This is a genomic window from Nocardiopsis exhalans (genome assembly GCF_024134545.1).
GTDB classification, from domain to species: domain Bacteria; phylum Actinomycetota; class Actinomycetes; order Streptosporangiales; family Streptosporangiaceae; genus Nocardiopsis; species Nocardiopsis exhalans.
On the sequence record NZ_CP099837.1, the window covers coordinates 4,961,783 to 4,979,871 of the forward strand.

General features: G+C 69.2%; 17 protein-coding genes. 12 read left to right on the forward strand and 5 right to left on the reverse strand.

Features of this window, described 5'->3' with window-relative positions; all coding sequences use genetic code 11:
- Positions 1-184: 184 nt before the first annotated feature.
- Both istA and istB read left to right on the forward strand, forming a co-directional pair.
- Positions 185-1,414, forward strand: coding sequence for an IS21 family transposase (gene istA / locus NE857_RS21940; protein ID WP_254417470.1), 1,230 nt, complete (start codon positions 185-187; stop codon positions 1,412-1,414).
- Position 1,415: 1 nt separating this feature from the next.
- Positions 1,416-2,219, forward strand: coding sequence for an IS21-like element helper ATPase IstB (gene istB, locus NE857_RS21945; protein WP_254417471.1), 804 nt, complete (start codon positions 1,416-1,418; stop codon positions 2,217-2,219).
- Between the two features lie 185 nt (positions 2,220-2,404).
- Here istB and NE857_RS21950 read toward each other — a convergent pair whose 3' ends face one another.
- The 3 genes from NE857_RS21950 to NE857_RS21960 all read right to left on the reverse strand — a co-directional run bounded on the left by NE857_RS21950 (position 2,405) and on the right by NE857_RS21960 (position 4,406).
- Entirely contained in the window at positions 2,405-2,587 is a 183-nt protein-coding gene (locus NE857_RS21950; RefSeq protein ID WP_254417472.1) for a hypothetical protein, read from the reverse strand.
- A gap of 235 nt (positions 2,588-2,822) precedes the next feature.
- Positions 2,823-3,440, reverse strand: a complete 618-nt coding sequence (locus tag NE857_RS21955) for a 3'-5' exonuclease (protein WP_254417473.1) — start codon at positions 3,438-3,440, stop codon at positions 2,823-2,825.
- Between the two features lie 372 nt (positions 3,441-3,812).
- Complete coding sequence (locus NE857_RS21960; protein WP_254417474.1) at positions 3,813-4,406, reverse strand: AAA family ATPase; 594 nt, start codon at positions 4,404-4,406, stop codon at positions 3,813-3,815.
- Between the two features lie 185 nt (positions 4,407-4,591).
- Between NE857_RS21960 and fxlM (NE857_RS21965) the strand changes: the two genes are divergently transcribed.
- The 4 genes from fxlM (NE857_RS21965) to NE857_RS21980 all read left to right on the forward strand — a co-directional run bounded on the left by fxlM (NE857_RS21965) (position 4,592) and on the right by NE857_RS21980 (position 7,844).
- A complete protein-coding gene (gene fxlM, locus NE857_RS21965; protein WP_254417475.1) occupies positions 4,592-5,857 on the forward strand; it encodes a methyltransferase, FxLD system in 1,266 nt (421 codons plus the stop codon).
- Entirely contained in the window at positions 5,854-6,696 is an 843-nt protein-coding gene (locus NE857_RS21970; RefSeq protein WP_254417476.1) for a phosphotransferase, read from the forward strand. The genes fxlM (NE857_RS21965) and NE857_RS21970 overlap by 4 nt, the downstream gene beginning before the upstream one ends.
- Before the next feature lie 36 nt (positions 6,697-6,732).
- The gene (locus NE857_RS21975) at positions 6,733-7,245 is read left to right on the forward strand and encodes an NUDIX hydrolase (protein WP_254417477.1); all 513 of its coding nucleotides are present in this window, start codon (positions 6,733-6,735) and stop codon (positions 7,243-7,245) included.
- 92 nt (positions 7,246-7,337) lie between these two features.
- On the forward strand, positions 7,338-7,844 hold the full coding sequence (locus NE857_RS21980) for a hypothetical protein (RefSeq protein WP_254417478.1): 507 nt from the start codon (positions 7,338-7,340) through the stop codon (positions 7,842-7,844).
- Here the strand turns inward: NE857_RS21980 and NE857_RS21985 are convergent.
- Together NE857_RS21985 and NE857_RS21990 are read right to left on the reverse strand one after the other, a co-directional pair.
- Positions 7,817-8,683, reverse strand: a complete 867-nt coding sequence (locus tag NE857_RS21985) for a class I SAM-dependent methyltransferase (RefSeq protein ID WP_254417479.1) — start codon at positions 8,681-8,683, stop codon at positions 7,817-7,819. The genes NE857_RS21980 and NE857_RS21985 overlap by 28 nt on opposite strands.
- An 11-nt stretch (positions 8,684-8,694) precedes the next feature.
- Positions 8,695-9,933 (reverse strand): helix-turn-helix domain-containing protein, encoded by a 1,239-nt coding sequence (locus NE857_RS21990; protein WP_254417480.1) that lies wholly within the window; start codon positions 9,931-9,933, stop codon positions 8,695-8,697.
- Positions 9,934-10,360: 427 nt separating this feature from the next.
- Between NE857_RS21990 and fxlM (NE857_RS21995) the strand changes: the two genes are divergently transcribed.
- The 6 genes from fxlM (NE857_RS21995) to NE857_RS22020 all read left to right on the forward strand — a co-directional run bounded on the left by fxlM (NE857_RS21995) (position 10,361) and on the right by NE857_RS22020 (position 18,088).
- Positions 10,361-11,575, forward strand: a complete 1,215-nt coding sequence (gene fxlM / locus NE857_RS21995; protein ID WP_254417481.1) for a methyltransferase, FxLD system — start codon at positions 10,361-10,363, stop codon at positions 11,573-11,575.
- Between the two features lie 51 nt (positions 11,576-11,626).
- Entirely contained in the window at positions 11,627-11,773 is a 147-nt protein-coding gene (locus NE857_RS22000) for an FxLD family lanthipeptide (protein WP_254417482.1), read from the forward strand.
- Between the two features lie 81 nt (positions 11,774-11,854).
- Positions 11,855-14,878 carry a lantibiotic dehydratase gene (locus NE857_RS22005; RefSeq protein ID WP_254417483.1) on the forward strand — a complete coding sequence of 1,008 codons (3,024 nt, stop codon included), beginning with the start codon at positions 11,855-11,857 and terminating at the stop codon, positions 14,876-14,878.
- A complete protein-coding gene (locus NE857_RS22010) occupies positions 14,875-16,119 on the forward strand; it encodes a lanthionine synthetase C family protein (protein ID WP_254417484.1) in 1,245 nt (414 codons plus the stop codon). The genes NE857_RS22005 and NE857_RS22010 overlap by 4 nt, the downstream gene beginning before the upstream one ends.
- A 26-nt stretch (positions 16,120-16,145) precedes the next feature.
- Complete coding sequence (locus NE857_RS22015) at positions 16,146-16,973, forward strand: thiopeptide-type bacteriocin biosynthesis protein (protein ID WP_254417485.1); 828 nt, start codon at positions 16,146-16,148, stop codon at positions 16,971-16,973.
- A complete protein-coding gene (locus tag NE857_RS22020; protein WP_254417486.1) occupies positions 16,970-18,088 on the forward strand; it encodes a hypothetical protein in 1,119 nt (372 codons plus the stop codon). Before NE857_RS22015 ends, NE857_RS22020 begins: the two co-directional genes overlap by 4 nt.
- Position 18,089 lies beyond the last annotated feature (1 nt).

Here is an 18,089-nt window from a genome sequence, read left to right on the forward strand (position 1 = left end):
GCCGGGCAGACGCGAAAGGACCGACATGCCTCACTCTGCTCGCCGCAGCATGGCCACCGTGCGTGCCCAGCACACCGGAGAAACACTCCAACAGGCCCGTGTCGGCATCTCCTGTCGACGACGCGTGAATACTGACCCCGTAGGGTCGTCTGAAATCTGACCCCCTCTACCGATCATCAGGAAGGTGATCACCGTGGAGGACTGGGCGGAAGTACGCCGTCTACACAAGTCAGAGCAGATGCCGATCAAGGCCATCGCCAGACGGATGGGCATCTCCAAGAACACCGTGAAACGGGCCCTGGCAGCCCAGGACCCACCCAAGTACCAGCGCCCCGCGAAGGGATCGATCGTGGACGCGGTCGAACCCCAGATCCGCGAACTGCTGCGACAGGTACCCACCATGCCCGCCACCGTGATCGCCGAGCGCATCGGCTGGGAACGCTCGATCACCGTGCTCAAGGACCGCGTCCGTCAACTCCGGCCGCTCTACCAACCCCAGGACCCGGCCTCGCGCACCATCTACCGGCCCGGGGAACTGGCCCAGTGCGACCTGTGGTTCCCCAACACCGATATCCCGCTGGGAGCAGGGAAGCAGGGCCGCCCGCCGGTGCTGGTCATCGTGCTGGGCTACTCGCGGTGGATCCTGGCCCAGATGCTGCCCTCCCGCGAGGCGGGCGACCTCATCGCGGGCATGTGGGCCCTGCTGGCCCAACTCGGCCGGGTGCCCAGAACGCTGGTGTGGGACAACGAACCAGCGGTGGGCTCCTGGCGGGGCGGCAGACCGCAGCTGGCCGAGGAGTTCGCGGCCTTTCGCGGATCGTTGGGGGTGCGCGTCTACCAGTGCGCCCCACGTGATCCGGAGGCCAAGGGGCTGGTGGAGCGTGCCAACGGCTACCTGGAGACCTCCTTCGAACCCGGCCGGTCCTACACCGGCCCAGCCGACTTCAACGCCCAGCTGACCAGCTGGCTGAGCCGGGCCAACCAGCGCTTTCACCGCAGGATCCGCTGCCGGCCCGCGGACCGGCTGGCCGCGGACCTGGAAGCGATGGTCGCCCTGCCCGACCAGGTGCCCTCGGCGGTGGGCCGCTGGCAGATCCGGCGTTTGCCCCGCGACCACTACGTGCGTCTGGACACCTGCGACTACTCGATCCATCCCAGCGTGGTGGGGCGCCAGGTCATGGTCCAGGCCGATCTGGAACGGGTGCGGGCTTGGTGCGGCGGGGAGGTGGTCGCCGATCACCAGCGGTGCTGGGCCGAGCACCAAACGATCACCGACCCGGTCCACGCTGAGGCGGCCCGTCTGATGCGGGGCCTGGCCCGCCGAGCGCACAGTGCTGAACCGGCCTTCGAGCAGGTCCAGGTGCGGGATTTGGACTCCTATGACCAGATCCTGGGCACTGAGGGGGTGGCTTGAGATGAGGGGTGCGAACAGCGCTTCCGGCACGGGCCAGGACACCGCCGCCCAGCTCGCCTATCTGTCCCGGGCGCTCAAGGCCCCTTCCATGCTCGCGGCGGTGGATCGGCTGGCCGAGCGGGCTCGGGCTGAGTCCTGGACCCATGAGGAGTTCCTGGCCGCGTGCTTGCAGCGCGAGGTCGCCGCCCGCCAGGACCACGGCGGGGCGGCCCGCATCAAGCAGGCCCGCTTCCCGGCGCTCAAGAGTCTGGAGGACTTCGACTACGACCATCAGCGCTCGCTCAAACGCGAGACCATCGCGCATCTGGGCACGCTCGATTTCATCGCGGGCAAGGAGAACGTGGTGTTCTTGGGGCCGCCGGGCACCGGGAAGACGCATCTGTCGATCGGGGTGGGGATTCGGGCCTGCCAGGCCGGGCACCGGGTGGCGTTCGCTACGGCTTCGCAGTGGGTGAACCGGTTGGCCGATGCCCACCAGGCGGGCCGGTTGGAAGCTGAGCTGGCGCGGTTGGCGCGGTTCCCGTTGTTGATCATCGACGAGGTGGGTTACATCCCCTTCGAGCCTGAGGCGGCGAACCTGTTCTTCCAGCTGGTCTCGAACCGGTATGAGCGGGCGTCGTTGATCGTGACCTCGAACAAGCCGTTCGGGCGGTGGGGTGAGGTGTTCGGGGACGACACGGTGGCCGCGGCGATGATCGACCGGTTGGTGCATCACGCGGAGGTGATCGCGCTCAAGGGCGACAGCTACCGGCTCAAGGACCGGGACATGGGGCGCGCTCCTGCGTCGAGTGAGAGCGCCCGTTAACAGGCAAATCAGAGGGGAAGGGGGTCAACTTTCAGACGTCGCCAGGGGGTCAGGAGTGGCGGACGGCCTTGGCCGACGCCGCTCAAAGGTGGGCCGAACACTGGGCTGAATAGCCATACGCCGCAACCGCTTGTCCCTGGCCCATACCTTGACCTGCGGTGTTCTCGGGCGGTGAGACCAGCCGCCTAGGGCTGGGCCTGTCCGAGCGCGAGTTCGGCGCATCGCCACGACAGTTTCCGTGCGTAGTCGCTGTGTCCGAGGGCCGTCATCTCGACGTCTCGCACGTCCTGGAGTGTGACAGCGGGCAGGGCACGCCGGGCCCGCTCAGCGTTGATGGCTTCCAGCAGTAGTGCCCGTTCAGCGAACACCCAGGCTGGGGCTGTTTCCTGCCCACATGTACGAAAACCCGGACGCGTGTCTCGCCTGGCAGATTCACGCCGCAGCAGACCAAGCAGGTTCTGTTCGACGCGATGTACATCGCGATCCATGGGGGCGTCCTTTTCAAGGTCGGCGAGGGTGGCCTCAGCGTAGTCCCCGAAGGAGCTTCACGCTGGTCTTGGGTTCACCCGCCCGGGGCTCAGGCGGCCGATCGTGCCGCGGGGGTCACAGTTCGAAGAGTTCTTGCTGTGTGGGCCGGTTGGCTTTGGCGGTGCGTCCGGCGATCGTGACCAGCCCAGCGAGGTCTTCGAGGGCTCCGTCGCGGTCGGCGGCGTCGATGAGCCGCATAAACACCTGGGCGGTGACCTCGACGTCGGCGTAGGCCCGGTGGCGGTCCGCGGGGCGGGGAATCGCGAAGTGGGCCAGCAGCGTGTCGAGCCTGTAGTTGTCCAGGCCAGGAACGAGGTGCTTGGCGAGCGGGATGGTGTCGATCAGATTGATGTGGGCCAGGGTCGGGCAGTGCTCGCGCTGGTGGTAGATGAGGTTGGCTTCGGTGGCGGCGTGATGGGCCACCAGCAGATACCGGGCGCCTGTGGTGAAGCGCTGGTCCAGTACCGCCAGCGCTTGGTCGGGGGGCGGCGCCGTCGCGAGCTGTTGGGGGGTCAGGCCGTTCAGGGCCGTGGTGGCGGCCGTCACCGGGGCGAAGGCGGGCGGGCGAATGAGGGAAGTGCTGCGGCCGACCTCCCTCCAGCGCCCGGCAGCGTAGTGCAGCGCCAAAGCGGCCACTTCGATGGGCTGAGGCGGGTGGCCTGCCGGGGTAGTCGCCTCGAAGTCCAGGACCACCCACACAGTTCCAAGGAAGCCCGGATCCTGCGTCAACCCGCCCACGCGCTCTCCCTCGTACTGTCGTGGGGCCTACCAAGCACCGTCGTGAGGAACAGGCTCTTTCTGTTCACCGGGTCAGTGGTGTTGATACGGGTGAGGTGGAGGGGTATTCGAGGATCCTGCGCAGGGTGAATGCGGCCTGATCCACGGCTGTGGTGAATGCGCAGTGGTGGGTGGTGGGGGCAGTTCACCGGTGCTGATCCCTGCTGCTGCTGTCAGGACGTTCGTGAGGCGCTGATGGTGTGCGGCACTCAGGTACGGGTCGAGCGCCTCCCAGGCCGTGTAGGCATCGAGCGCGACCATTGCCAGTAGGCCCCGTCCCCAACGCCATCACTTTGACACCTCAGCTTTCCCGGTCGCCGAGCTGGCCTTTCTCGCTTGCCTCTGGGAATCGCCCACTCCTCTGAGACCGCAGGCACCTTCCCTGACTCCAGGCGTCAAAGCACAATCCTCGAATATGCGGGCCACGGTGTCCTCGACCGTGCTGTGCTCGTCGACGATCTCCTCCACCCCTCCGGGGAGCAGATCGCGGGGACGCCACCAATCCCGCAACTCGGTCTCACCGACCTCATCTGCGATGGACTTCGTCGCGTGGCGCTCCAACGTGACGTCGAAGGGGATGTCGAAGTAGTAGGCGCGCGAGAGGCCCTTGTGATCGCGCATGAGCGCTGTGAGCATGTCCCCATAGCGGTCGGCGTACAGGATCCCCTCCACGACGACCACGTGGAATCCGTGGTCCAGTGCGTAGCGGGCCATCAGGTCGATGAGGCCGATGTTGGCGCCTCCGGGCACGTCGCGCTCACGCAGCACAGTGCGACGCACGTTGTCTTGGCCGATGATCGCGAGCCCACGGCCGTACGCTTCCCGCAGTGCCTGGGCCACGCTCGACTTGCCCGAGGCGGAGTTACCCCGCAAGATGACCAACCGCGGCGATGGTGAAGGCGGTGGATTGCATCGGCTGGGATCGGCGCTGCCCGTCGAACTCATGGGCGTGACCCTAACCGACACCGCACCCGCTCGTAGGTCGGATCAGATAGATCCCTCCATCCCTGCGGACCGGTGCTCTGGAAATCCCCACACGCCGGGCTCTGTCCGGCTAGCCTGCCGGGGTGACGACCGCTGACACCACCCCCACTCCGGCTCACGACGCCGACCAGATCCACGAACTGCGTGAACGCATGATCACCCGCATGTGGGCGATCAACGCGCTGCGCACCGACCAAGTGGCCCAGGCGGTACGTGCCGTCCCACGACACGAGTTCGCTTCCGAGTTCGCAGCCGATGAGGTCTACGACATGAACGCGGTCCTGCGCACCCGCTTCGGCCCCGACGGCGAAACCACCAGCTCAGTGTCGGGCACCTGGGTGCAGGCCCTCATGCTGGAGCACGCTGACATCGGCCCCGGCATGCGTGTGCTCGAAGTCGGTTCCGGCGGCTACAACGCCGCCCTCATCGCAGAGCTCGTCGGTCCTGATGGTGCGGTCACCTCCATCGACATCGACCCGGCCGTCATCGACCGCGCCCGCGACTGCCTCGCCGCGGCCGGCTACACCGACCGGGTGAGGCTGGCGGTCGCCGACGCCGAGCACGGCTTCCCCGACGGTGCCCCCTTCGATCGGATCATCGTCACCGCGGGCGCCGATGACCTGCCCCCCGCGTGGACCGACCAGCTCGTCCAGGGAGGGCGCCTCGTCGTGCCCTTCTCCGTACGGGGATTCGAACGGATCTACGTCTTCACCCGCAGCAGTGAGAGGCTCCTGGTGGGTGAGGGAGGCGATGTTGCCGGGTTCGTGCGCATGCAGGGCCAGGGCGAGCACGTACAACGCCAGGTGCCGGTAGCCGAGGGCGTCACGTTCACCACTGACGCCGACCCACTCCCCGACCAGGACAAACTTGCACAGGTGTTCATCCAGCCAGCACACGAGGAGTGGACCGGTGTGCGGATGGGCCCACGAGAATTCTTCGCCACGCTGCAGATGTGGCTGGCGACCGACATGCCAGGATTCGGAACCCTCACCGGGGACGCCGACGCTCTCGGCCACGCCCCGATGCCCGGCCAGCGCACCCCGGCGCTGTGGAACGGCACCTCCCTTGCCTACCTGGTGCTGCCCCGCGTCTCCACCGACCCCGACCAGTGGGAATACCTCGTGCGCGGCCACGGCCCCAACGCCACGACACTGGTTGACTCACTCGTCGAACGTGTCCGCCGCTGGGACACCGACCACCGGGGCGGCCCTGGGCCGCGCCTGCTCGCCAGCCCCGACCTGCCACCCGGGGACGAAGTGATCCCCACCCGCCACACCTACCTCGTCGCCCGGTGGGACCAACCCCTGGACACACCCCGGCTGGACTGGGAAGCAGACCCGGAAACATGACGCCAGACGTCTCTTCGGACTCCGCCCTGGTGTCGGCGTGGCAAGACGCGGCCGCTGCTTTGGATCTGACTGTTCCCTCGCCGGGCGAGCTGCACCACGGGGTGGGCGGTCGGACCGTGAGTGGACCCGTCACCCGCCCTGAGGGCCACGTGGCGTGGCTGCGCGTGGAGTCCGCGCCCAAGCCGGCTGGTCGGCTGTGGGAGGGCAACCGTCTGGCCGAGGAGATCCTGCCCGCGCGCATACCCCGGCCGCGGTTGCTGGCCGCACACACTTGGGGCACCGGGCCGGTGTTCCAGGCACTCGTGTTCTCCCGCGTGGACGCTGCCCCCGTGTCCTCGACGCCGGACCTGCGCGGGCCGCTCACCGTCGACTCCACCTGGTGGACAGCCCTGCGTAGGACGCTCCGAGCACTGCACCATGTGAAGGCGCCACAGCAGCGACGCAGCCACACCCCGGGCTACATCGAACGCATCCCCACCTACCTACCCGAGGTCGTTGAAGCTGGAGTGGACCTGACTGTGCGGACCTGGGCCACGGCCCATGCGGATCTGCACTGGGCCAACCTCACCCACAACCCGCTGGTCCTTATGGACTGGGAAGGATGGGGAGCCGCCCCGGCCGGGTACGACGCCGCTGTTCTGCACGCCTACGCCCTACCCGTTCCGGACACGGCAGCCAGGGTTCGCGCCGCCTTCGCCGACGTCCTGGACACCGAGGACGGCCGCTTGGCCGAACTGATCATCTGCGCTGAGATCATCCAGGCTGCTCCACGCGATGACCTGCACGCCAGGCTGGCCCCTTATGCCCGAGCCCACGCCCGCCACCTGCTGTGCACCTGATGGGCTCCCACCGCCCCCGACCGCAGATGAGGAGTAATGACAGAGCAGACGGACCTCACCTACGCGTGGTACGGCGACCAGCATCCCCCGGCGAGCCTGCCAGTCACCCAGGTGTACGGGTACATCGTTGACGACCAGGGGCGGGTGGTGATCTTCCAGGACCAGGGCGTGTGGAACCTGCCGGGCGGGACGCCCGAGCCCGAGATCGATCAGGACCCTGTCGCCACGCTGGTGCGTGAGGTGTGGGAGGAAGTCCAAGTCCGCTTCGAAGATCCCGTCTACCTGGGCTATCAGAGTGTGGCCGAGGCCGGTGGGCCGCCGCTGCGCGCCCAGCTGCGGATGGTTGCACGTTTGGTTGAAGCTGGTGAGCGTGCCCCCGACCCGGACAACGGCCGTGTGTACGTCCGGCACCGGTGTTCTCTGATTGAGGCTGAGCGCCTGCTCAACTGGGGGGAACCCGCACGGGAGCAACTCGCAAGGGCCGCCAAGATCGCCGAACAACGGTGGCAGTGCCCTGTCCATGTCCAGGCCGCCGCAGTGACGGACTGAACAGCCCCGACAGGGCGCCGCCTGTTCGCACGCGGGTGTTCAGCGCTTGATGAGACCGTGAACGAGATCGCTTGAGTTGTGGAGGGACGGCCATGGGATCCGTTGAGAAGCTCGCCCCCTACCTGGCCCAGATCGCCGACGACGTCGCCGACAGCACCGACCATGAGGTGCTAGTGGCGATGGCCAGGGGAAGGCGCGGCTTTGCTTTGGCCGGTCTGGTCAGCGTCTTGTTGGACGAGGAAGCTGTCCCGGCCCGCGAGGCCTTCGCTGTAGCCGACCAGTGCTGCACGCTGGCCCGCCGGGTACTGGACCCGCTGTTGGGGTCCGCCTTGGTTCAAGAACACGGCCAGGGCACGCACGTCAGCGACATCAGTGCCCTTGTCGCTCGTTGCCGGGCTGAGCTGGCTGTGGCTTCGGATGAGGATGTGGAGGAGATCGCGGCGGCCATGGTCACCCTCGCCGCTCGTCTCCAGGAGCTGTTCACCTACCTGGAACAGCACACCAGTACTGACGCCGAGAAGAGCAGAGCGGCGCGGGCCTGCCGCTCTGCTGCCGGGGAGCTGTGGTCGGCCTACGGCGGTGACAGCGGAGGCTGGTAACCCTCAATCATGGCGGGCTGCGATCCATTCGCCGTGGAACGATGCCCAATGATCAGTGCTTGGTGTGTGGTGATCCGCAAGGGTCCCTCTTCCAGGTGTGCGCCCAGTACGGCCACGACCCGTTCCAGGGTGGCCTCGAACGGCACACCTGACCCATCAGACCAGGCCCGGTAGGAGGCGTAGTGGTTCAGGATCGGGTCGGGGGTGTTGACCTCGATCACTCCGTTCAGGGTGATGACGTCGACCTTGGCGAAGTGGGCGCCCACTGCTTCAGCTGCTCCCTCTGCTGGGAAATGCTCGGAGAGTTTCATCCGCTTTGGCCCTGTGTCGGTTCCGAGCACGTCCGCGGCCGCCTGTGCCCACCACTCGTCCAATTCAGCCTTGTCGTACCGGGAGTTGGTGGAAGCGATCAGGATCCCGTCGGGGTCCAGGACACGGGCCGCCTCCGCGAGCGCCTGGTCGGGGGAATTCACGTGGTAGAGCATGTGCATCGCCAGCACCACCTGGACGCTCTGCGACCGCAAGGGGAGACGGGCGGCGTCGGCGCACACCACGGGGCCGGGCAGGTCGGTGAGCATGGACGCGGACAGGTCCAGGCCAATCGTTCGCACACCGGGCCGCTCGGCGCGGATGCGTTGTAGGTAGCGGCCGTTGCCACAGCCCACGTCCGCCCACACCCCTGTTCGGTGCCCTGCCTGTTCCAGAACCATGCCGGGCAGGTCGTACTGGGGTGTTTGGTGGTCGTAGAGACGTTGACGGGCGGCGAGGGGGCGGTCGTCGCGGTAGGCGTGGCCGGTGAGCAGGGTGCGGTCGGTGGAGGTGCGGGGGCGGTCTTGCATGGGTTCCATCCTCATCGACCCGCGTTAGGGCTGTGGCCGGCAGGGGTGGGGGTGGGGGTGAAGGCGGCCAGGCGGTCGCGGATTTCGCGTACGGGTGGCGTGTGGAGGCTGTGGGTCAGGGGGATGAGTCGGCGGGCGCGCTGGGTGATGCTCGCGGTGCGCTGTTCGGGTGGGCTCGCGCAGATGATGTCGATCTGTTCCAGTGCCCCGTCGGGGTCGTGGTTGCGCAGGTGAGCGGTGGCCAGATCCAGGCGGGCGGCCAGCAGGTCCCCGGTGGAGCAGGTGGGGCCGGTGTAGAGGGTGATGGCGCGTTCGGTGTGTGCGATGGCGAGCCGGCGTTCGGCCGGTGTGTTCAGGGCGAGCAGGGCTGTGCCTGCGTAGGTGTGTGTTTTGGCCTGGGGGAAGCCCAGGACGCCTGGCAGGACCATCTGCCCGTTGTGGTCTTCGGCGGCGGCGATGGCCTCGCGGGTGGTTCGCCCGTCGCCGAGCGCGGCTGCGGCACGGGCGCGTAGGGCGTGCAGGCGGGTGAGGTTGCTGTCGGTGGCGCTGTGGGCGAGCCCGGCTTCGGCGGCTCGTAAGGCGTCGTCGGGGCGGCTGTCCCAGTACGCGATGAGGCTGTGCAGGGCGCAGACCCACGCTTGCAGGCCGGGGTCGGTGACCCGGTCGGCCAGAGCCTGTGCTGCTGTGGCCTGGATGGTGGCGTGGGTGTAGGCGCCGGCGTCCATGCTGGCGTGGGTTTGCAGGCCCACCAGCCGGGTGGCGGCGATGTGGGCGCGGCGGGACTGCTCGGGGTGGGTGAGGGTCGAAGCCAGGTGCAGGGCTGCGCGGCAGCGTTCGATGATGTGTGGGTAGAGCTCGGTGAGCGGGGTGTGGACGTAGGTGCTGCACAGTCGGTGCACGTCCGCTTCCAGCAGATCCACAGCCTGTTCTGGGGCTGCGTCGCTCACCAGAGCGCGCACCTGTTCGAGGGTGGTGGTGGCGTCCTGTCCCAGGCGCTGTTCCCAACGCGTGCTTGTGGGGCGGGGCCGCGGCCCTGCGGCAGGGGAGCTGGTCGTGGGGGGTGCCCCCAGTGCGGTGAGTACCCGGGTGATGACATCGGGGCGGGTCAGGCCCTGTCCGGCCAGGGCCCGGGTGATGGTGCTCTGGGTGAGACCGCACAAGGCGGCCAGGGCCTCGTGGGTGAGACCGGTGGCGCGGTGCAGCAACAGCACCACGGTGCGGGCATCACGATCGTGGAGAGCGTGGGCCACCCCTGGCCGGTCCCAGAACCCGGGAGGGATGCACGCACACCCTGAGGTTCCGTCTCTGCGCTCTCGTGCGCAATGCACACACATCATCGCGTTCGTCACCCATCATGCAATAAACGAGGAATATGTGATTTTTCTGCCGCGCCAACTTCATTCACCCAGCAGACCAACTCTCCGTTTCCTCAGGTGAGATTAGGAGAATCGAACACTGCGCATGAGCCCGTTTTCGCATATGCGATCTCGCATGGTCTGGTGAGGGAATTTCGACGATACTGCGCCAGGCGGCCTTACACCGAAGGGCTGGGGGCGGCCGAGCCGTCCTGTGCCCGTAAAGAGCCGCCACGACTGCGTCTCACCTCGGCCATCGAAACACCCGACCACAGCCCCGGGGCCTGCCCGGCGGCGATGAACACGATCGTGAAGGACATCCATGCCCGCCACACCGATGAGCCCCGCCCAGGCCCGGCAGAACATGGTCGACACCCTGCTCCAGTTGCAGAAGGAGTGGGGAATGCCGGAGATCTCCGAGCGGGTCGCGGCCGTGCTCCGGACGGTGCCCCGGCACGTGTTCGTGCCCGAGGTCTCGCTGGAGCAGGCCTATGCGACCGACTACGCGCCGCCCATCAGGCGAGCCGAGGACGGGTTGGTCACCAGTTCGATGTCCGCGGTGCGGGTGCAGGCCATGATGCTCGACCAGGCCGGCCTCGAACCCGGTATGCGGGTGCTGGAGATCGGCTCGGGCGGATACAACGCCGCGCTCATCGCCGAGCTGGTCGGTTCCGCCGGTGAGGTGACCACCATCGACATCGACGCCGAGGTCACCGATCGGGCACGCCGTTATCTGGACGAGGCCGGTTACCCGGACGTGCGGGTGGTGACCGGTGACGCCGAATACGGTGTGGCGGAGTTCGCGCCCTATGACCGCGTCATCGTCACCGTCCGGGCCTGGGACCTGCCCCCAGCTTGGCTCGCGCAGCTCACCGAGACCGGCCGTCTGGTCACCCCGATGCGTCTGCGCGGGGTGAACCGCACGGTGGGGCTCGACCGCGTCGAAGGCCACCTGGTCAGCCGCCCCGACCACCACCTGACGGTGTTCGTTCCCATGCAGGGCGCCGGAGCGCACGAAGAGCGCGGGATCGCCGTGCAGGGGGAGGAGATCGTCCTGTACAGCGCCGAAGAGCCCGTGGATGTGGACGCGCTGCGCAAGGCCCTGCACGGGCCCCGTAAGGAGTTCTGGCCGGGGATCGAGTTCACCCGTCCCGACCGGCTGCACCTGTGGATCGCGGGCCACGCCGACCGGTACGCGATGCTGCACGTGGCCGAAGACGTCCTTGAACACGGGCCCGCTGGGCCGCTGGCCCGCCAGCCCGTGCCGGTGGTGCTCGCCGACGAGGGAAGCGTGGCGGTGCGCGCCAAGCGCGCGCTGGGCGAGGACCGGTTCGAGATCGGGGTGTTCGCCTTCGGGCCCCACGGTGAGCGCGCCGCCCAGGACTACATCGACGTTCTGCGGGCCTGGGACCAGCACGAGGGTTCCATGGCCCGCATCGAGGTCTGGCCCAGCGGGACACCCGAGGCTGACCTGCCCACCGACCGGGTCCGGGTCTTGGACAAGCCGCACACGCGCACGGTCCTGGCCTGGCCCTGAACACACCCCACCCCCTGGGGTCGTGTCCCTTCACCCGAAAGGAAAACAACCATGAAGAACGACCAGCTTGAGGCCGACGGGTTCGACCTGGACGTCGAGGTCGTCGAGAGCGGACCTCGCCTGGACAGCCTGCTCAACCTGACCGGTGACAACTGCGGGTCCACGTGCGAGAGCGCCTGCTCCACCTCCTGCTCGTAACCGTGCCGGTCTTGGGCTGAGCCCCCCGGCGCCGCGGCCAGCGGCGCCGGGCCACCCCCCTTTTTTGAAGGAGCACACCCCGTGCACCCTCGATTCACCGCCCACCCCACCGGTGTGCTGCGCGCGTCCGCGCTTTCAGGCCCCCACGAGGCGCCGCCCTGGCCCGGCGGCCCCATCGATAGCCCCGAGCATCGCCGTGCGTGGCTCCTCTGGCTGGGCCAGGTTCGTGACCACCCCGTGCTGGGGGCGGCGATCAGCGACGCCAGTCCCCCACTCGCCCAGCGCATCAACCAGATCTGTCGCGAGGGGGGTAGCGGGCGTGACCTGGCCGGGGTGGTGCGCTCCTGTGCCCGGTATGTGTTGCGCGCCCAGAGCCGTGCCGCACCGTTCGGGTTGTTCGCCGCAGTGACCACGACCCGGTTCACCGGCGCTGTGTCTGGCCGCATCGGGGACCGCCACCGGCCCGTGGGGCGGGTGAGTACGGCATGGATCAGGGCTGTGGTGGAGCGGTTGGAGTCCTGCGAGAGGGAGTTCACCGCCCGTCTGTGGGTCACCGTCAACAACCTCGCCCTCGTCCGGAGCGGGAGGATCATTGTTGAGCACCAGCCCGCGCCGGGGGCAGAGCGGGGCACGTGTTCGTCGCTGCGCCTGACCGCACCCGCGCGCAAGGCCCTGGAGGTGGCCCAGGCCCCTGTTTCCTGGGCTGCGGTGGAGGCCGCGCTGAACACGGCCTTTCCCCGCCGGCCCGAGGCTGTCCGTGACCTGGTGGGCACGCTGGTGCGTCACCGTGTGCTGTTGAGCTGCCTGCACCCGCCCATGGACACCGCCGACCCCTTGGGGTATCTCCTCGCGACAGCACGCGGGGCCGGCGCTGACCGGTACCCGCGCGCCGCAGCGGTCCTGGCCCACCTTGAGGCCGCCCGCCAGGGTCTACAGGAGCACGACACGGCGCTCACCCCTCAAGGGCAGGCCAAGGCGAAAAGCCAGGCCCGCACGGCCCTGGCGCAGGTGGCTGCCGTGGAGGAGTCGACCTGTGTGGATCTGCGGTTGGAAAGCGACCTGCACCTGCCGCGCACCCTCGCCTGGCAGATCCAGGAAGCCGCTTCCGTCCTGGCACGCCTGTCCCCCCTGCGCGAGGGCACTCCTGCCTGGCGCGACTACCACCGCCGGTTCTGCGAACGCTACGGGATCGGAGCGGTGGTACCGGTGGCCGAGCTGACCGACCCCGACCGCGGGCTCGGCTTGCCCGCCGGGTTCCACGGCTCCCGGCTGCCCCCGCCGCCGGGCGAGGCGCTCTCCGAACGCGACGCCGCCCTACTCGACCTGGCCCAGGGTGCCACCCTGGAGGGCACGGGCGAGGTCGTGGTGGACGACGCCCTCCTGGACCGCCTCGGCGCCGGCCAGCTCCAGACGGTGTGGCCGCACACCGAACTGCGGGTGCGTGTGCACGCCACCAGCCGAGAGGCTCTCGACTCCGGTGACTTTCGCGTCGTGGTTGCCGGGGCTTCGCGCGGGGCGGGCACGACCGTGGGCCGCTTCCTGGACCTGCTGCCCTCCTCCGGCCGGGAGGCTCTCAGCGAGCTGTACCGGCAACTGCCCACCCTGCGCCAGGACGCGACCCTGGCCCAGCTCACCTGCCCGGCGGCCTCCGCACGCGGCGACCAGGTCTCACGCACCCCCGCGGTGTTGGCGACCCGGCTGGCGTTGGGACAACACCATCCGGCCGGCCCCCACGCCCTGGGGTTGGACGATCTGGCCGTCAGCGCCGACCCGCACCATCTGCATCTGATCACCCGCCGCGACCTGCGTCCGGTGGAGCCGGTGTTCTTCAGCGCGCTGGAGTTCACTCGCGCCGCCCACCCGCTGCTGCGCTTCCTCGCGGAACTGCCCTGGAGCCGCACCGCCGTGCCGGTCCCCTTCTCCTGGGGAGCCGCCACCCACCTTCCGGTACTGCCGCGGGTGCGCTGGCAAAAATGCGTCCTGGCCCCGGCCCGGTGGCGGCTGGACGCCCACACCCTCCCCCGGGCACCGTGGCGGGAATGGACCCAAAGCCTGCACCACTGGCGCACCACCCACCGGGTCCCGGCGCGTGTGGAGCTCGGGGAGAACGATCAACGCCTCCTCCTTAACCTGGACCTGCCCGCGCACCAGGACCTGGTACGCGCCGAGCTGGCCGCGGCCGGGCGGGTGTTCCTACGCGAAGCACCCACCGAGCAGGACCTGGAATGGGTGGGGGGCTGCGCCCACGAGCTCGTCGCCACCCTGACCGCGAACCAGACACCGATCCCCTACCGCCCCCGACCCGGGTCGGCCCACCCCCGCGCCGCCGAACACCTGCCCGGCACCACGGCGGGGTGGTGTTCGGTGAAGCTGTACGGTCACCCCGATCGGACCACCGATCTGATCACCAACGAACTCCCCCGCTTGACCAGGGCAGGAACACCCCAGGTGTGGTTCCTGCGCTACCAGGACCCCGACCCCCACCTGCGTGTACGGGTCCGGGTGGAGGGGCCCGACCAGCTTCAGGGCCTGCACGCCTGGACGCGTGACCTGCGCGAGCGAGGCCTGGTCGCCGCTGTCGTCCACGACACCTACACCCCCGAATCTGGCAGGTTCGGCCCCGGTGCGGCGATGGAGGCCGCCGAGACACTGTTCGTGGCCGACTCCCACGCCGTGATCGCCCAGCTGGCCACCGACTCGACCGACCACGGTAAGCGGGTGTGGGCGGCGGTGAGCATGACCGACCTGGTCCACCACCTTCTGGGCGACGAACCGGCCGCCCGACGGTGGCTCATCGACCACGCACCCCCCGGCGTCACCGACCGCAGTGAGGCCACGCAGACGATCACGCTCACCGCTCCCAGGCACACACCACACCTTCCCGACCCGCTTCAGCAGGCCTGGGAGCATCGTGCGGTGGCGGCCCGCGCCTACACCAAGGCCCTCACCGACCTCGGTCTGGCCGTTGGAGACGTGCTGCCGGACCTGCTGCACCTGCACACCACACGCTTGTTCGGCCCCGACCCGGACGCCGAGCGGGCGTGCTTGGCGCTGGCACGGGCGGCCGCGTTGAGCTGGAACGCCCGCACCAAGGAGCACCGGTGAACACCACCGCCCAGCGGGCCCACGCCGTTGCCCGAAGGCTCCTGGACGACCTCACCGACCCCGACCAGGTGACCTTCCTGCCCGGCAAACCGCCCCTACGCACACGCCCCGCCTCGGTGGGTGGCGGGGCCGCGGGGGTGGCGCTGGCCCACACCGAGGCCGCCCGCACCGGACACGGCTCCTGGGAGAGCGCCCGCACGTGGATCGCCCGCGCCCTGTCCGGCCCGGTCAACGGCAGCGACACCGCCACCCTGTGGTCCGGCGCCCCGGCCCTGGGCCTGCTCACAGCCATCGCCGCGACCTCACCCGCCCACCTGGTCAGAGCACGCACCCGCCTGGACGAGGTCACCACACGCCTGACCCAGCACCGGTTGGACCAGGCCCACACCCGGATCGACCAAGGCGAACGTCCGCCCCTGGCCGAGTTCGACCTCATCCAAGGGCTCACCGGGCTGGCCGTCTACCACCTGCACACCCACCCCGAGGCCGCCATCACCCGACAGGTCCTCGCCTACCTGGTGCGGTTGTCCCTGCCGCTGCCCGAAGACCTCCAGCAGCTGCCGGGCTGGTGGAGCGAGCAGTCCCCCCACAGCCAACTGGACCCCCAGTTCCCTGGCGGGCACCTCAACCTCGGTGTGGCCCACGGCATCAGCGCCACCCTGGCCGTGTTGTCGCTGGCGGCGCTACGGGGCCTGACCGTCAGCGGGCACACCGAAGCGATCGAGCGGATGTGCACCGTCCTGGACACCTACCGCCACAGCGCACGCGCGGGGGTGTGGTGGCCCTACTACCTCACCCCCCAGCGGTGGGAGAGCGGACCTACCACCGCCGCCTGCGGGCAACGGCCCACGTGGTGCTACGGCACCCCCGGCCTGGCCCGGGCCCAGCAGCTCGCCGGGCTCGCCCTCAACGACCAAGACCGACGGGTGATGGCCGAGCAGAGCATGGCCCACTGCCTACGCGATGCCGCTCAGCTGGGCACACTCACCGACCTGGGGCTCTGCCACGGATGGGCCGGGCTGTTGCACTGCGCGTGGCGCATCAACACCGACGCCCCTGCTGCTCCCCTGGAAGCAGACCTGGACCGGATCGCCACCACCCTCCTGGACCGACTCCAGGATGAGACCCACCTGGATCCGGAGTTCCTCGACGGCCGCGCCGGCATCGCGCTGGCCCTGCACACCTACGCCAACGGGACCGCCCCCGGTGTGCCGTGGGACGCCCATCTGGCCCTGGCCTGACCCCACCCCTTTGGAAGGAGCCGACCGTGCTGAACAATGCCCCTGCCACCGCCCAGGTGTGGTGGCAGGTCAACGTCGAGTTCCCCGACCCGGCCACAGCCGAGCAGGCCGGCATCCACCATCTGGCACCGGCTCTGGAGCAGGCCGACAGGGGATGGTTCCTGATGCGCAAGAAGGGCGCGTGGCGGTGCCGCACCCCCCTGCCCAGCACTCGAGCGGCACAGGCGGCTGTACGGGAGCAGGTGGGTGAGCTCCTGGACGAGCTCGCCCGCACCGGGCACATCAGCAGGTGGACACCTGTGGTGTACGAGCCTGAGATCCGCGCCTTCGGTGGCAGCGAGGCGATGGCCGCAGCCCACGCCCTCTTCTGTGCCGACACCCACCACCTGACTCGCTTCTTGGCCACCACCCACCGATCCGCCCGCCGCAAGGAGGTGTCACTGCTCCTGGCCCACACCCTTTTGCGCGCCGCTGAACTGGACCCCTTCGAACAGGGCGACGTGTGGGATCGCGTCGCCGCTCTGCGCCCCCTGCCCTCCCCCACCCATCTGTCAGGCAAGATCTGCGGGCAGGTGCACCACCTGCTGAGCGTGGAGCCCGGCCCGCGCGCCGCACACTTCTCCCCCGGCGGTGCCTTCAACGGCTACGCACCCTGGGCGGAAGCTTTCCACACGTGCGGGCGAACCCTGGCCGACCTCAACGCCCGCGGCCACCTGAACCGCGGGCTGCGCGACGTCCTGGCCCACCACCTCATCTTCCACTGGAACCGGCTCGCCATCCCCCTCTCGGCCCAGGCCGTGCTCTGCCACGCCGCCGCCCGGAGCATCTTCGACCCCGAAACGGTCGGCCTATGAACCAGCCCGCACAGCTTCCCCCGGCGACCCGTTACCTGCCGCTGGTGCCACGCTCCCGACCCGCAGCACTCCCCCTCCAACAGCGGGTCACCGAACTCCACGACCTGCTCCACCAGGCCGACCACGCCCGCGACCCCGAAGAAGGGATGGCGCGCGCCTGCGAGGCGATGAACAAGGCCGCGCTCATCGCTAGCGACACCGGCCACCCGAACCTGGCCACGGCCCTGTGCTGGCAGCAGTACGAGACGTTCACCCTGGCCGCACCCCTGAGCGCGAAGGCGGCGACCTTCGCTCTGCAGCCCTTGGTGAACCTGGCCCGCCTGGCCATCCGCACCGGGGACCCTTCCGGCGCCTACGCGGTGCTGGCGTCCCTGTTCGAGGCCGCCGATCGTGGCGGCCCCGCGAACGTGCTCGGCCGCAGCTGCCCGGTGGGAGAGCTGGTCGCGACCCCGGGCGATTGTGCTGAGCTGCGCCGGTTCCTGTGGGCGGTCCTTCTCGCTGACGGCATCCGGGCGCTGTGCGCGGCAGGGCGTTGGCAGGACGCGGTGGCCCATCTGCACCGCTACAACGGCATCGGTGCCCGGCTGTTGGATGGCCGCCAAGTCGCCGTTCTGGCTACCCTGCACCTGCATGACCCCGACACCGCTACCGGCTTGCTGGCCGCAACGGACTGTTCACAGGTGTGGGAGCGCGCGGTGGTCGCGTGTTTGAACACCGCGACCGACCTGGTGGCCGGACGTGATGCGGTCGGCGCCATCACCACCATGGTCGACGCCGTCCAACACCTGCCGCCCACACCCGGTGGGGCGGTGTTCGCCGCCCGGCTGGGCGTGCTGGCGTGCGAACTAGCTCCCGACCACCACGCCTTGGCTGTGCACGTGATCGCCGGCGCCAGAGAGTCCGCGGACACGCACGCGGTCACTGCGGTCCTAGAGTCTGCGGTCCTCACAGCACAGTTGAGCGAAGAACAGAGCCAGGCGTTGCGGGAACGCGTCGCACAAGCACAACCGGCCGGGACCCAGCAGTCGATCGGCTTGGAGAAGGAACTGGCGGGGGTCGGTGACAGAGCTGCTGCGTTTCTCACCCGCGGCTTCCAAACAGCGGGCTGGGTGTAGC

Excerpts from the sequence above, each read along its gene's own strand:
- istB (WP_254417471.1), top strand. The coding sequence starts at position 1,416 with ATGAGGGGTGCGAACAGCGCTTCCGGCACGGGCCAGGACACCGCCGCC.
- NE857_RS21970 (WP_254417476.1), top strand. The coding sequence starts at position 5,854 with ATGACGCCAGACGTCTCTTCGGACTCCGCCCTGGTGTCGGCGTGGCAA.
- NE857_RS21975 (WP_254417477.1), top strand. The coding sequence starts at position 6,733 with ATGACAGAGCAGACGGACCTCACCTACGCGTGGTACGGCGACCAGCAT.
- NE857_RS21980 (WP_254417478.1), top strand. The coding sequence starts at position 7,338 with ATGGGATCCGTTGAGAAGCTCGCCCCCTACCTGGCCCAGATCGCCGAC.
- NE857_RS21985 (WP_254417479.1), bottom strand. The coding sequence starts at position 8,683 with ATGCAAGACCGCCCCCGCACCTCCACCGACCGCACCCTGCTCACCGGC.
- fxlM (WP_254417481.1), top strand. The coding sequence starts at position 10,361 with ATGCCCGCCACACCGATGAGCCCCGCCCAGGCCCGGCAGAACATGGTC.
- NE857_RS22000 (WP_254417482.1), top strand. The coding sequence starts at position 11,627 with ATGAAGAACGACCAGCTTGAGGCCGACGGGTTCGACCTGGACGTCGAG.
- NE857_RS22020 (WP_254417486.1), top strand. The coding sequence starts at position 16,970 with ATGAACCAGCCCGCACAGCTTCCCCCGGCGACCCGTTACCTGCCGCTG.